The organism is Nocardioides sp. R-C-SC26 (assembly GCF_021246465.1).
Taxonomy (GTDB): domain Bacteria; phylum Actinomycetota; class Actinomycetes; order Propionibacteriales; family Nocardioidaceae; genus Nocardioides.
In genome coordinates this window covers 3559-16575 of record NZ_JAHRHK010000015.1, presented here as the reverse complement: position 1 = coordinate 16575, position 13017 = coordinate 3559, and the positions used below count along the sequence as shown (strand labels likewise).

15 protein-coding genes are annotated in these 13017 nt (G+C 70.3%); 9 read left to right on the top strand and 6 right to left on the bottom strand.

What is annotated here, in order from left to right; genetic code table 11:
- Positions 1-48: 48 nt before the first annotated feature.
- From KSO97_RS13760 to KSO97_RS13735, 6 genes are read left to right on the top strand one after another with little or no spacing between them, the layout of a single operon-like run.
- Positions 49-573: a DinB family protein gene (locus tag KSO97_RS13760; RefSeq protein ID WP_232679831.1), complete on the top strand. Its 525-nt coding sequence runs from the start codon at positions 49-51 to the stop codon at positions 571-573.
- Positions 573-767: a DUF3046 domain-containing protein gene (locus tag KSO97_RS13755; RefSeq protein WP_232679954.1), complete on the top strand. Its 195-nt coding sequence runs from the start codon at positions 573-575 to the stop codon at positions 765-767. The genes KSO97_RS13760 and KSO97_RS13755 overlap by 1 nt, the downstream gene beginning before the upstream one ends.
- Complete coding sequence (locus tag KSO97_RS13750; protein WP_232679829.1) at positions 764-2047, top strand: MFS transporter; 1284 nt, start codon at positions 764-766, stop codon at positions 2045-2047. The genes KSO97_RS13755 and KSO97_RS13750 overlap by 4 nt, the downstream gene beginning before the upstream one ends.
- Before the next feature lie 54 nt (positions 2048-2101).
- Positions 2102-4189, top strand: a complete 2088-nt coding sequence (locus tag KSO97_RS13745) for a protein meaA (RefSeq protein WP_232679827.1) — start codon at positions 2102-2104, stop codon at positions 4187-4189.
- 45 nt (positions 4190-4234) lie between these two features.
- The gene (locus tag KSO97_RS13740) at positions 4235-4450 is read left to right on the top strand and encodes a hypothetical protein (RefSeq protein ID WP_232679825.1); all 216 of its coding nucleotides are present in this window, start codon (positions 4235-4237) and stop codon (positions 4448-4450) included.
- A 40-nt stretch (positions 4451-4490) separates the two neighbouring features.
- Positions 4491-5015, top strand: a complete 525-nt coding sequence (locus KSO97_RS13735) for a ferritin (protein ID WP_232679823.1) — start codon at positions 4491-4493, stop codon at positions 5013-5015.
- A gap of 34 nt (positions 5016-5049) precedes the next feature.
- Here the strand turns inward: KSO97_RS13735 and KSO97_RS13730 are convergent, their stop codons facing one another.
- Together KSO97_RS13730 and nucS are read right to left on the bottom strand one after the other, a co-directional pair.
- On the bottom strand, positions 5050-5334 hold the full coding sequence (locus KSO97_RS13730) for a hypothetical protein (protein ID WP_232679821.1): 285 nt from the start codon (positions 5332-5334) through the stop codon (positions 5050-5052).
- Between the two features lie 3 nt (positions 5335-5337).
- Positions 5338-6024, bottom strand: a complete 687-nt coding sequence (nucS, locus tag KSO97_RS13725) for an endonuclease NucS (protein WP_232679819.1) — start codon at positions 6022-6024, stop codon at positions 5338-5340.
- A gap of 88 nt (positions 6025-6112) precedes the next feature.
- Between nucS and KSO97_RS13720 the strand changes: the two genes are divergently transcribed.
- Positions 6113-7291 carry a 3-hydroxyacyl-CoA dehydrogenase NAD-binding domain-containing protein gene (locus tag KSO97_RS13720; protein WP_232679817.1) on the top strand — a complete coding sequence of 393 codons (1179 nt, stop codon included), beginning with the start codon at positions 6113-6115 and terminating at the stop codon, positions 7289-7291.
- 99 nt (positions 7292-7390) lie between these two features.
- On the opposite strand, the gene KSO97_RS13715 is transcribed toward KSO97_RS13720, so the two are convergent.
- Positions 7391-7900, bottom strand: coding sequence for a polyketide cyclase (locus tag KSO97_RS13715; protein WP_232679815.1), 510 nt, complete (start codon positions 7898-7900; stop codon positions 7391-7393).
- Positions 7901-7929: 29 nt separating this feature from the next.
- On the opposite strand from KSO97_RS13715, the gene KSO97_RS13710 reads away from it, so the two are divergent.
- Positions 7930-8715 carry an endo alpha-1,4 polygalactosaminidase gene (locus tag KSO97_RS13710; RefSeq protein ID WP_232679813.1) on the top strand — a complete coding sequence of 262 codons (786 nt, stop codon included), beginning with the start codon at positions 7930-7932 and terminating at the stop codon, positions 8713-8715.
- Positions 8716-8727: 12 nt separating this feature from the next.
- Here KSO97_RS13710 and KSO97_RS13705 read toward each other — a convergent pair whose 3' ends face one another.
- Positions 8728-9264, bottom strand: coding sequence for a CGNR zinc finger domain-containing protein (locus KSO97_RS13705; protein WP_232679812.1), 537 nt, complete (start codon positions 9262-9264; stop codon positions 8728-8730).
- A 39-nt stretch (positions 9265-9303) separates the two neighbouring features.
- Between KSO97_RS13705 and KSO97_RS13700 the strand changes: the two genes are divergently transcribed.
- The gene (locus tag KSO97_RS13700) at positions 9304-10338 is read left to right on the top strand and encodes a DMT family transporter (protein WP_232679810.1); all 1035 of its coding nucleotides are present in this window, start codon (positions 9304-9306) and stop codon (positions 10336-10338) included.
- Here KSO97_RS13700 and KSO97_RS13695 read toward each other — a convergent pair.
- Both KSO97_RS13695 and KSO97_RS13690 read right to left on the bottom strand, forming a co-directional pair.
- Positions 10316-11542 carry an AI-2E family transporter gene (locus KSO97_RS13695; RefSeq protein ID WP_232679808.1) on the bottom strand — a complete coding sequence of 409 codons (1227 nt, stop codon included), beginning with the start codon at positions 11540-11542 and terminating at the stop codon, positions 10316-10318. The two genes, KSO97_RS13700 and KSO97_RS13695, sit on opposite strands and share 23 nt — an antisense overlap.
- Positions 11539-12801 (bottom strand): hypothetical protein, encoded by a 1263-nt coding sequence (locus tag KSO97_RS13690; protein ID WP_232679806.1) that lies wholly within the window; start codon positions 12799-12801, stop codon positions 11539-11541. The genes KSO97_RS13695 and KSO97_RS13690 overlap by 4 nt, the downstream gene beginning before the upstream one ends.
- Positions 12802-13017: the final 216 nt, after the last annotated feature.

The following is a 13017-nucleotide window of genomic DNA, read 5'->3' as shown; positions in this document are numbered from 1 at the left end:
GACGAAACCCGACTGACATGCGCTCTGGGCGGGTGGGAGGATCGGGTCGTGACGCCGCCGATCGAACCGGACACCAAGAACTGGACCTGGGTGCTGGAGAAGACGTGCACCGAGTGCGGATTCACGGCCGCCGAGGTCGAGGTCCCCGAACTCGGATCGCTGATACGCGCCAATGCCGCCGTGTGGGTCGAGGCGCTCGCACGCCCTGATGCACGTACGCGGCCGCGCGACGACGTCTGGTCGCCCGTCGAGTACGGCGCGCATGTCCGCGACGTCCACCGCCTGTTCGCGGTGCGCGTGCGGATGATGCTCGAGCAGGACTGCCCGACGTTCGCGAACTGGGACCAGGACGCGACAGCGCTGGCGGAGCGCTACGACCTCGCCGACCCGGCCACCGTGTCGGTCGAGCTGGTCGACGCGGCCGAGGCCGTCGCGGCGATCTACGACGCCGTCCAGCCCGAGCAGTACGAGAGGGCCGGTCTGCGCAGCAACGGGAGCGAGTTCACCGTCACCACGATCGGCCGCTACCACCTCCACGACGACGTCCACCACCTCGGGGACGTCGCGCCGTGATGCGCCACACCGAGTTCTGGTCGCGGATGAACCAGCACCTGGGCGAGGGCTATGCCCGCGTGTGGGCGACGCAGTACGTGATGGCGGACCTCGAAGGTCGGACCGCGCGTGAGGCGCTCGACGCCGGGGTGCCGCCCAAGCAGGTCTGGGCCGCGGTGTGGTCGGCGCTCGAGCTCCCGGCCTCCGAGCGGTGAGCGGAGCACTCACGCCGAGGGCCGCCGTCGGCCCCTCCGAGGCTGTCGACCTCGCGCGGGTGCAGCGCCGGACCGTGCGCGTGCTCGCGACCGCACAGGCAGTGGGGGCCATCGGTATCACCATCGGTATCGCGACGGCGTCGCTGTTGGCCCGCGACATCTCCGGCTCGGAGAGCCAGGCCGGCCTGGCGCAGACCGCGCAGGTGCTCGGAGCCGCGGTCGCGTCCTACGTGCTGGCGCGGGTGATGGCACGCCGCGGACGCCGGATCGGGCTCGTCGCCGGCTACCTGATCGGCGCTGTCGGGGCCGTCCTCGCGGTGGCCGCCGGCGTCGTGGAGTCGATGCTTCTCCTGCTCGCCGGAGCGGCCCTGCTGGGCACCACGACGGCGGCCAACAGCAGCGCCCGCTACGCCGCGACGGATCTCGCCGACCCGACCCGGACCGGCCGCGACCTGTCGATGGTCGTCTGGGCGACGACGATCGGCGCTGTCGCGGGGCCGAACCTGACCGGTCCGGCCGGCGCCTTCGCGGACCGGCTCGGTATCCCCGAGCTGACCGGACCGTTCGCGCTGGGCAGTCTCGGGATGCTGGCGGCCGCGGCCGTGCTGGCCGTGCTCCTGCGCCCGGACCCGCTCCTACTCGCCCGCGAGATGAGCGGGGCCGGAGCAGCGGCACCGTCGGGCACCACCTGGAGCGTGGCGATGGCGACGGTGCGCGAGCGTCCGGTGCTGGCCTGGGCGATGGTCGGCATGGCGACGGCGCACGCCGCGATGGTGGCGGTGATGGTGATGACGCCGCTCCACATGGAGCACGGGCACGCCGAGCTCGACGTCATCGGCCTGGTGATCAGCCTGCACGTGCTCGGGATGTTCGCGTTCTCGCCGCTGGTCGGGCGTCTCGTCGACGCCGTGGGCCAGCCGATGGTGCTGGTCGCCGGTGCCGCTCAGCTGTTGGCGGCGATGGTGCTGTGCTCGAGCGCGCCGGAGGGGAGTTCGTGGCAGATCACCGCGGGGCTCTTCCTGCTCGGTCTCGGCTGGTCGTTCGCCACGGTCGCGGCCTCGACCCTCGTCGCGAGGCATGCGCCGATCGAGGTCCGTACCGACGTCCAGGGGTCGATCGACCTGATCATGGGACTGACGGCGGCCGCAGCGGGCGGGTTGGCCGGTGTCGTCGTCGGGGTGTGGGGCTACCCGGTGCTCGCGCTCTGGGCGATCGGACTCGTGGCCGCAGTCGGCGCCGCGGGTCTGGGCTCGCGTCGCGCGCTGGTTAACGTGCGCTAACCCACAGCCCGGATTCGTTACCTTCGGGTAAGGAGACGCCCTACGCTGCACCTCATGAGTGAGAGCACGGGGAGCACCGCCGATCAGCCGACGACGCCCGCGGAGTCGCCGGTCAGCCACGGCGCCGCCTCGGAGATCGACCGACCCGTCAAGGACAAGCCCTGGGTGATGCGCACCTACGCCGGCCACTCGACGGCGACGGCCTCCAACGCGCTCTACCGGACCAACCTGGCCAAGGGGCAGACCGGTCTCTCCATCGCCTTCGACCTGCCGACCCAGACCGGGTACGACCCCGACTCGATCATGTCGCGCGGCGAGGTCGGCAAGGTCGGCGTGCCCGTCCCGCACCTCGGTGAGATGCGCAAGCTCTTCGACGAGATCCCGCTCACCGAGATGAACACCTCGATGACGATCAACGCCGTGGCGATGTGGATGCTCGCCCTCTACCAGGTGGCTGCGGAGGAGCAGAACCCCGAGCTCGCGCCTGAGGACGTCGCGGCGCAGCTGGCCGGCACGACGCAGAACGACATCATCAAGGAGTACCTCTCGCGCGGGACCTACGTGTTCCCGCCCCAGCACTCGTTGCGTCTGATCAGCGACATGATCGCCTACACGGTGCACCGGATCCCGAAGTGGAACCCGATCAACATCTGCAGCTACCACCTGCAGGAGGCCGGCGCGACGCCGACCCAGGAGCTCGCATACTCCCTGTGCACCGCGATCGCCGTGCTGGACCAGGTGAAGAACTCCGGGCAGGTCTCCGAGGAGGACTTCGGCAAGGTCGTCGGCCGGATCTCCTTCTTCGTCAACGCCGGCGTGCGGTTCGTCGAGGAGACGTGCAAGATGCGGGCCTTCGTGGAGTTGTGGGATGAGATCACCCGCGAGCGGTACGGCGTCACCGACGCCAAGATGCGCCGGTTCCGCTACGGCGTGCAGGTCAACTCGCTCGGGCTGACCGAGGCGCAGCCGGAGAACAACGTCCAGCGCATCGTGCTCGAGATGCTCGGTGTGACGCTGTCGAAGAAGGCCCGCGCGCGCGCCGTCCAGCTGCCCGCGTGGAACGAGGCCCTCGGCCTGCCGCGCCCATGGGACCAGCAGTGGTCGCTGCGTCTGCAGCAGGTGCTGGCGTTCGAGTCCGACCTGCTCGAGTACGACGACATCTTCGACGGCTCGACCGTGATCGAGGCCAAGGTCCGCGAGCTCGTCGAGGGCGCGAAGGCCGAGATGGACCGCGTCCAGGCGATGGGGGGAGCGATCGCCGCCGTCGAGTCCGGCTACATGAAGCAGGAGCTCGTCTCGGCCCACGCCGCTCGCCGTGCGCGGATCGAGAGCGGCGACGAGATCATCGTCGGCGTCAACAAGTTCGACACCACCGAGGCCTCGCCGCTCACGGCCAACCTGGACGAGGCGATCATGGCCGCCGACCCGCAGGCCGAGCAGGCTGCCCGGACCTCGGTGACCGAGTGGAAGGCCGCACGTGACGAGGACGCCGTGGCCAAGGCGCTGCAGAAGCTCGCCGAGGACGCCGTCACCGAGACGAACCTGATGGACGCCACGCTCGCCGCCGCGCGCGCCGGTGCGACGACGGGGGAGTGGGCCGCCACCCTGCGCGAGGTGTTCGGCGAGTTCCGCGCCCCCACCGGGGTCGGCGGTGCCGTCGGGGTGGCGGAGGCAGGTGCCGAGCTCACCGAGGTGCGCGAGCAGGTCCGCCGGACGGGCGAGGAGCTCGGCGGGCGCCTTCGCCTGCTGGTCGGCAAGCCGGGCCTGGACGGACACTCCAACGGCGCCGAGCAGGTCGCCGTCCGGGCGCGCGACGCTGGCTTCGAGGTGATCTACCAGGGCATCCGGCTGACGCCGGAGCAGATCGTCGCGGCTGCGGTCGCCGAGGACGTGCACTGCGTCGGTCTCTCGATCCTCTCGGGCTCGCACATGGAACTGGTGCCCGCGGTGCTCGAGGGGCTGCGCGAGGCGGGCTTGGACGACGTCCCGGTGATCGTCGGCGGGATCATCCCGGAGTCCGACGGACGGGCGCTGATGGAGGCCGGCATCGCCGCGGTCTACACGCCCAAGGACTACGGATTGACCGAGATCATGGGCGGAATCGTGGGCGTGATCCGCGCGGCCCAGGGTCTCGAGGGCTGAGTTCGTGAAGTAAGCCTTTCCTAACTCACGGTGTATCGTGAGGTCGTGGGCAAGAGCAAGAAGGGCGGCAAGGGCGGTAAGAGCACCGTCGTCAAGCTGCCCAAGACCAAGTGCTGCGACGCGCAGAAGAAGTGCGGTCGCTGCCCCTTGCGCATGCTGAAGGACGGCACGCTGCCGACCGGGTATACGGTCAAGCACCGCAGACTGGTGCGCCTCGATGGCAAGAAGGTCACCAAGAAGAAGCTCGCCAAGGCCGCCTGATTCGGTGTCGGGCGCGGCCCGCACTATCCAGGAGGAATCCGTGACCGCTCAGTCTTTCGCCGACCAGCTCAACGTGCAGATCGGCAACGAGCTGGCCGCCCACAACCAGTACCTCGCGATCGCGGTGCACTACGACGCCATGACGATGCCGCAGATGGCGGCGTTCTTCTACGGGCAGGCGCTCGAGGAGCGCGACCACGCGATGATGATGGTGCAGTACCTCCTCGACACCGACATGGCCGTGCAGATCCCCGGCGTCGAGGCCCCCGTGGCCGCGTTCGAGGGTGTCGTCTCCCCGGTCGAGCTGGCGCTGGCGCAGGAGAAGAAGGTGACCGAGCAGATCAACGGACTGCTCAAGATCGCCCGGTCCGAGGACGACTACGCCTCGGAGCAGTTCATGCAGTGGTTCATCAAGGAGCAGGTCGAGGAGGTCGCGACCATGAGCGACCTGCTCGCCGTCGTCACCCGCAACTCCGACGACATCGACGACATCGAGGACTACGTGGCGCGCGAGCAGGGTGGCGGCGAGTCCGACGCGACCGCGCCGCGCGTCGCCGGAGCCTGAGCCTCCGGCGGAGGTGACCCGGCGATCCGCCGGCTCAGCGGATCACCTCGTCGAGCGTCGCGCCGTCGGAGGCGAGCTCGCACTCCCGGTCGACGGCGATCGCGAGCAGCTCCCGCCCCTCGTCGGTGGCGATCGGGAGGTCGTCGCGGCGTCCCGCGAGGTCGCCGAAGTACTCGGCCATGGTCAGACGTCGGGCGAGATCGTTCATCGCGGCGAACTCGGCGCACGTCGTCGTCGTGGTGTCCGAGCGCTGGGCGCCGCACGCCGAGAGCAGCGCGAGGAGCGCGACGCAGGCCACGCGGGCTTTGAGGCGCTCCATGGCTCAGAAGAGTCGATCGGTGGGATCGTCGATCCCGCGCAGGGCGTCGTAGTCGACGACGGCGCACGCGATGCCCCGGTCCTCGGCGAGCACGCGGGCCTGCGGCTTGATCTCCTGGGCCGCGAAGATGCCGCGCACGGCGCCCTTGGCGATCAGGAGCGGGTCGCGGTTGAGGAGCTCGAGGTAGCGAGTGAGCTGCTCGACGCCGTCGATCTCTCCGCGACGCTTGATCTCGACCGCGACGCTGAGGCCGTCGGCGTCGCGACACATCAGGTCGACCGGCCCGATCGCGGTCGGGAACTCGCGGCGGACGAGCGTCAGGCCGGGGGAGAGCGAGGTCGGGTGCTCGGCGAGCAGCTCCTGCAGATGCCTTTCGACGCCGTCCTTCTGCAGGCCGGGGTCGATTCCGAGGTCGTGGCTGGACTCGTGGTGGATCTCCTCGATGAGGATCCGCAGGGTGTCGTCGGTCTTGGGGTTGGTCACCGTCCACTCGACCTGGCCCTCGTCGGTGGTCCCCTCGCGCAGCGAGCAGGGCGGCGACATCCAGTTGAGCGGCTTATAGGAACCGCCGTCGGCGTGCACCAGCACCGAGCCGTCGGCCTTGATCATCAGCACGCGCGTGGCCATCGGCAGGTGGGCGGTGAGCCGCCCGGCGTAGTCAACCTGGCAGCGGGCCACGACGAGTCTCACGGGCGGAGAATCTACCCGCGTGGCCGATCCATCCGCCGATCGGACCTCCGTATTACCGGTGGGTAGTTTCCGTGCGATCATCGGCCCCATGACCTCTGACGCCCTTGGGAACGACCAGATCGCCACCACGCTGATCTACCCCTACCTCAACCACGCCGTACGCATGCTCGAGTCGGGGTATGCCACCGCGACCGACATCGACAACGGCATGCGGTTCGGCTGCGGCTACCCGCAGGGCCCGCTCGCCGTCATCGACCAGATCGGCCCGGCCGCCGTCCGCGACGTGCTCGCCGCCCGCTACGCCGAGTCCGGCGATCACCTCCACCAGCCCGCGGACCTCCTGGAGAAGGTCGCCGCCGAGGGTGGCTCGTTCACCGGTGGTTCCGGTGAGGGTTCGGCCGCGCCGGAGTTCAAGCGTGCGATCTCCTCGGTCGGTGTCGTCGGCACCGGCACCATGGCCAGCGGCATCGTCCAGGTCTTCGCGCAGAGCGGCTACGACGTCGTCGTGGTCGGCCGGGGTCAGGACAAGCTCGACGGCGTCATCGGCTACATCACCAAGAACCTCGACCGCGCGATTAGCCGCGGGAAGTCGACCGAGGACGAGAAGTCCGACGTGCTCGGCCGGATCTCCGGATCGACCGAGCGCGAGTCGCTCGCCGGCGTCGACATCGTCGTCGAGGCCATCGCGGAGGACCTCGCGATCAAGACCGAGCTCTACAAGGACCTCGATCGCATCTGCAAGCCCGGTGCGATCCTGGCGACCACCACCTCGAGCATGCCGATCACCCAGCTCGGTGCGGTCACCAACCGCCCCGGTGACGTCATCGGCATGCACTTCTTCAACCCGGCCCCGGTGATGAAGCTCGTCGAGGTCGTGACCACCGAGTCGACCGAGGCCGACGTCAACGAGACCGTGCTGGCGCTGTGCGCGAACGTCGGCAAGGTCGCCGTGAGCTGCAGCGACCGTTCGGGCTTCATCGTCAACTGCCTGCTGTTCCCCTACCTCAACGACGCCGTCAAACTCCTCGAGTCGGGGGTGGAGATGGACACCATCAACGCCGCGATCAAGGAGCAGGCGAGCCTGCCCATGGGTCCGTTCGAACTGCTGGACGTCGTGGGCAACGACGTCTCGCTCGCGATCCAGCAGGAGCTGTTCGCCGAGTTCAAGGAGCCCGGCTTCGCGCCCGCCGCGACCCTGGAGAAGAAGGTCGCCGACGGTCACCTCGGTCGCAAGACCAAGATCGGCTTCCACGACTACTCCGCCTGACCGATCCGCAGGCCTCTCGCGTTGACCCGTCTTCAGGTGAAGACGGGTCAACGCCCATTTCCGGGTTGACCCGTCTTTATCTGAAGACGGGGCAACGTGTCAGGGGCGGGGGGAGCCCCGCCGGACGGTGCGGTCGAGGGTGCCCAGGCTGGCGCGCAGGTGCTGCTCGGAGAGCACGGGGAAGATCCCCATCGCCCGCCAGTCGGGGTGGATGGTGCTCCAGTCGTAGAACGAGGTGACCCGGGTGCTGCGCTGCCCGACCGCCTCGAGCCGGTAGCCGTAGACGTGCCCGATCTGGGGCCGAATCCGCCCGAGCACACTCCAGGCGATGAGCCGGTCCTGCTCGAACTCGGTGATGGTGACGGTGACGTCGTAGGTGCCCATCTCCGGGAAGTCGCCGAGCGCTTCACGATCCATGTGCACCACGAAGGTGTCGCCGGCCGCGCCCACCGCCTCGCCCGTCGCGTCCTGGAGCATGCCCGAGGAGTCGATCGCCACGTGCCCGTGCGGGTCGCAGAGCACGGCGAACACCGCCTCGGCCGGCGCGGTGACCAGGCGCTCGACCTCGATGCGCTCGATCTCGGGTCCACTGGCGGCGGGAGAGTCCATGTCGCCACTCTGCCCGTACCGTGGCGGATGTGGAACGACTGTCCGGCCTGGTGCTGCTGCTCACGCTGTTCGCCGGGCTGCTGTCCCCGTCGTCCTCCGCGGCGCTCGGCGTGCCAGCGCCCGCCCCGTGGCCGGCGGGCGCGGACGTCGACTACCAGCTCGGCGGCTCCGCGAGCCGCCCCGGCCACGTCGGCGTGATCGCCCGTGACCGGACGGCCCGGCCGGTCGAGGGGCGCTACAACGTCTGCTACGTCAACGGGTTCCAGACCCAGCCGAACGAGAAGCGGCTCTGGCGCACGCAGTACTGGGATCTGGTGCTGAAACGAGCTGGACGACCGGTCGTCGACGAGGCGTGGGGCGAGTGGCTGCTCGACATCCGGACGCCGGCCAAGCGTGCGGCTCTCGCCGAGGTGATGGGGAGGTGGGCGGGGGGCTGTGCGCGGCGCGGGTTCGACGCCGTCGAGTTCGACAATCTGGACGCCTACACACGGTCCGGGGGGCTGCTCACCCGCCGCCAGACACTCGCCTACTCGCGTCTGCTGACCGCGGCGGCGCATCGTGCCGGGCTCGCCGTCGGACAGAAGAACCTGGCCGACCTGGACGGACGCCGGGTCGGGTTCGACTTCGCCGTGGCCGAGTCGTGCGCTCGCTGGGACGAGTGCGACGACTACGTCGACCACTTCGGGGCCGCCGTGCTGATGATCGAGTACTCGGCCGCCGACTTCCGCAGCGCCTGCTCGCAGTACGGCTCGCTGGTGCCGGTCGTGCTGCGGGACCGCGCGCTCAGCCCGGACTACCGCCCCCGCTACTGCTGAGTCCTCGACGGCTCAGCTCTGAGCCTGCCGCGCTCGGTACGCGGCGACGGCGTTGCGGTTGCCGCAGGCGGTGGAGCAGAAGCGTCGCGAGCGGTTGCGCGAGAGGTCGAGCACCACGCCGTCGCAGTCGTCGTCGGCACAGACCGAGAGGCGCGACATCTCGTCGGCACGGATGACGTCGACCATGGCCATCGCGCTCTCCACGCGGATGCGGCGCGCCCACGGCTCGGCCGTGTCGACGGCGTGGAAGTGCCAGTCGAACTGGTCGTGGCGTACCAGCTGGGGGAGTGCACTCTCCTCGGCGAGCATCCGGTTCACGATCTCCACGGCGCCGTCGCGGTCGGTGGTGAGCAACGCCCGCAGCTCGGGGCGCAGCGAACGGACGGCGTCCAGCTCGGCCCGGTCGCGGTCGTGGCGCCCCGTGTAGCCGTGTTCGACGAAGAACTCCGCGAGCTCCTCGACGCTCGTCATGGTGTCGGGCTCCAGGGCGCTGTTCGCCAGGACGACGGCAGCCTGGAGGGACATCTCGACGTCATGGGCGAATACCACATTGACAGATTACACGATCGTCTCGTACTGTCATGAGTCATGAGTACGTTGACGCATGACCGGCCATCGGCACGGTCCTCCTCCCTGTCGACCGGGCTGGCCTTCGCGCTGGTCTCGGCGGTGACCTTCGGCATGTCGGGCGCGCTCGCGCGTCCGCTGCTGGACTCGGGGTGGACGCCGGGCGCGGTGGTGCTCATCCGGATCACCCTGGGTGCCCTCGCCGTCGCCCCCTTCGGCGTGCGCGCACTGCGGGGGCGGTGGGGGCTGGTGCGCGACAACGTGCGCCTGATCGGCCTCTACGGCCTGCTCGCCGTGGCCGGTGCCCAGTTCTGCTACTTCTCGGCTGTCTCGCACATGGAGGTCGGGCCGGCGCTGCTCATCGAGTACACCGCACCGGCGGCGGTGGTCGTGTGGCTGTGGCTGCGCCACGGCCAGCGGCCCGGTCCCGTCACGCTGGCCGGCGCGGGCATCTGCGCTCTCGGCCTGGTGTTGGTGCTCGACGTGCTCTCCGGCGCCTCGCTGAACGTCGCCGGGGTCTCCTGGGCGCTCGCGGCGATGGTCGGCTGCGCGGCCTACTTCATCATCAACGCCGACGACACCACGGGTCTGCCGCCGATCGCGCTCGCGAGCGGCGGTCTCCTGGTGGGCGCCGGCGTGCTCGGGCTGCTGGGGCTCGTCGGCCTTCTCCCGATGGCGACGTCGGAGGCGTCGGTGACCTACGCCGGGGTCGACGTCGCCTGGTGGGTGCCGCTGCTGCTGCTCGGTCTGGTGACCGCGGCGATGGCCTACGTCGCCGGGATCGTCGCCGGTCGCATCCTCGGGTCGCGTCTGGCCTCGTTCGTGGCGCTGAGCGAGGTCGTCGCGGGCGTGGTGTGGGCCTGGCTACTGCTCGACCAGCTCCCGGGCGGGGTGCAGCTGCTCGGGGGTGCGCTGATCCTGCTCGGCGTCGTGGGAGTCAAGCTCGGTGAGCCGCGCCCGATCGCGGCCGCAGAGGACGGCGGCATCCTGCTCGCCGTCGAGGACCTGGAGAGCTCCGAGCAGCGCCCGGTCGCTACCGCTGGTCCTGCCGCTTGACCACGACCTCGCGCGTGATGAGCAGGATCGCAGCGGCCGTCGGGATGGCGAGCAGCGCGCCCACCACGCCCATCAGTGCGGCGCCGACCAAGGCGGCGATCACGGTGACCGCCCCGGGGACGTCGACCGAACGCTTCATCACGCGCGGGTAGATCACGTAGTTCTCCACCTGCTGGTAGATCACATAGAAGATCACGCACGCGATGCCCATCTTGAGGTCGGTCGCGAACGCGATCGCCGACACGATGACCGCGCCGATCGTCGCGCCGATCATGGGGATGACGTCGAGGAGCGCCACCACGAACGCCAAGGCGACCGCGTACTCGCTCAGGCCCACGAAGAACAGGAACACCAGCGAGGAGAAACCCGCGCAGGTGGCCACCACGAACGCACCGGCGACGTAGCCGCCCACGTTGGCGATGATCCGATCGCCCAGCCGGCTGACCCGGTCGCGACGCGAGGCGGGCGCCAGGCGGTACAGCGCACCCTTCGTCGTCTCCAGCGAGGAGAGGAAGTAGAGCGTCAGCACGATCACGATGAAGGCGTTGAAGAGCGCCGACAGGACCGCCAGGCCGATCCCGATGGCGCCACCGAACAGACCGCTGACGAAGTCGCCGTTGGCGACGTACTCCTCGATCTTGTTCAGGATGTCGAACTCGTCGTTGAGCTCCTGCACCTGACGGTTCTTCTGCAGCTCGTCGAGCCACATCGGCACGTTGTCGCTGAGCGAGCGGACCTGGTCGGTGATCACCGGCACGATCGCCACGATGAACAGCGCGACGGCGCTCAGTGCGGCGACGATGACGACCGCCACGGCCCACGATCGCCGCATCCGGGCGCGGCGCTCGAGGATCACCACCGCCGGGTTGAGGCCCGCGGCGAGGAACAGCGCGACGACGACCAGCGTCAGCACCGAGCCGATGCCGGTGATGGCGTCGAAGAGCCACCAGGACACGAAGAACCCGAGGCCGCCGATCAGTCCGATGTAGAACGGGCTGCGTCGGTCGAAGGGCGGGCCGGGCGTGCCCAGCTCCTCGCCGGCGACGGCGATCTGCGCGGCCGCGACCGCGAGATCTGCCGAGACCTCGGCACGCTCTGCGGCGTCCTCGGCGCGCGACGTCAGCTCGGTGAGCTCCTCGACGACCGGCTCGTCGCCGGTCGGGTCCGCGGGGCTCTCGTTCTCAGGCGAGGAGCCAGTCGTCACTCGTCGTCCTCGGCGGACCCGGACATGACCTCGCGCAGGGAGGCGAGCTGCGCCACGATCGCGTCGCGCCGCTTGGTCAGTCGGTCCAGTTCCGCGCGGGTCTGCGCGATCTCGCGCTGTTGAGCGTCGTCGCTGCTGGCGAGGATCGACTCGGCCTTCTGTTGGGCCGCCACCACGACCTGCTCCGCCTCGCGCTGTGCCCGGGCCAGAGCGGCGTCGGCCTCGGACTGGGTCGCGGTGCGGTGTTCGTTGGCCTGCTTGATCGCCTCGGCCGCACGCAGCTCGGCGGCCTTGGCGCGCTGCTCGGCCTCGTCGACGAGGCGCTTGGTCTCGGCGAGGGCGACGTTGTGGTGGTCGGTCGCCTCGCGTGCCAGCCGTTCGCGCTCGACGGCGAGCGTGCGGCGGGCCTCCTGGACCTCGCGGTCGGCCGCGGCACGGGCCTGCTCCACCTCGCGCTGCGCACCGGTGCGCTGCTCGCTGGTCTCCTGCTGGGCGGCCAACCGGAGCTGGTCGGCCTCGCGCTTGGCTGTCGCGACGAGATCCTCGGCCTCGCTGCGCGCCAGCGAGCGCTCCTGCTCGGCGTCCTTCTTGAGGCGAGCGCGGGTCTCGTCGAGCTCGCGGAGCTGGACCACCTTCATGTCCTCGACCTCGCGGGTCGCGTCGGCACGGATCGCCTTGGCATCGCGCTCGGCCTGGGCCCGGATCTCGGTGGCCTCGTGGCGCGCGACGTTGCGGATCTCGTCGGCCTCCTCCTCGGCCAGGCGCAGCATCGTGCTCGCGCGGCCGCCCAGGCCGGCGTAGGAGGGGGCGGCGTTCTCGGCGAGCTCCTTGCGCAGCCCGGCGACCTCCTCCTCCAGCTGCAGGACGCGCTTCTCCGACTCCGTCAACCCGGCGCTCAGGCCCGCCTTCTCACTGCTCAGCTGGCGGATCTTGGTGTCGACCGCGGCGGGGTCGTAGCCGCCGCGCCGCACGAGCGGGAACGTCGCGGTGCTCGACGTCGGCGCGGGGGGCCGCTGGGGCGGAGCGGCGGCGGGCGGCGGCGACGCAGCCGGCCGTGCCGGCGCGGCGGCCGGGGCACCGATCGGGGGAGGGGCGGATGCTCCCGACGAGGGGCCTGCCCCCGGCACGGGGGCGATCACCTGAGTGCGCTCGGCGTCTGACGAGGGTGCGCTGCGCGGTGCCGCGGAGCCGCCGGTCTTGCCGGGAGTGGGGGTCGACTTCTCGTCGCCGTCGAAGATGGACAGGCCTTCGTCGCTCATCAGGGTGATCCTCGTTCCGTGGGAAGGTCGCTCGCGCCGCGGGGAGTCGGCTGAGCCGCGTGGGGGGTCCGGTCGGGACATCGGTCGGGGCAGCAACAGCCATCATGGCCGATCCGGGGTCGCGGTCTCCACGGGGTGATGCCGTGTCGGTCGTGTCGGTGTCGACCGACAGACGGGGGGGGGGGGCGGGCCCCCGGTGGGGGAGGGGGCCGGAGG

Coding starts and splice junctions, on each gene's coding strand:
- KSO97_RS13755 (WP_232679954.1), top strand. CDS start 573: ATGCGCCACACCGAGTTCTGGTCGCGGATGAACCAGCACCTGGGCGAG.
- KSO97_RS13745 (WP_232679827.1), top strand. CDS start 2,102: ATGAGTGAGAGCACGGGGAGCACCGCCGATCAGCCGACGACGCCCGCG.
- KSO97_RS13730 (WP_232679821.1), bottom strand. CDS start 5,334: ATGGAGCGCCTCAAAGCCCGCGTGGCCTGCGTCGCGCTCCTCGCGCTG.
- KSO97_RS13720 (WP_232679817.1), top strand. CDS start 6,113: ATGACCTCTGACGCCCTTGGGAACGACCAGATCGCCACCACGCTGATC.
- KSO97_RS13715 (WP_232679815.1), bottom strand. CDS start 7,900: ATGGACTCTCCCGCCGCCAGTGGACCCGAGATCGAGCGCATCGAGGTC.
- KSO97_RS13700 (WP_232679810.1), top strand. CDS start 9,304: ATGAGTACGTTGACGCATGACCGGCCATCGGCACGGTCCTCCTCCCTG.
- KSO97_RS13690 (WP_232679806.1), bottom strand. CDS start 12,801: ATGAGCGACGAAGGCCTGTCCATCTTCGACGGCGACGAGAAGTCGACC.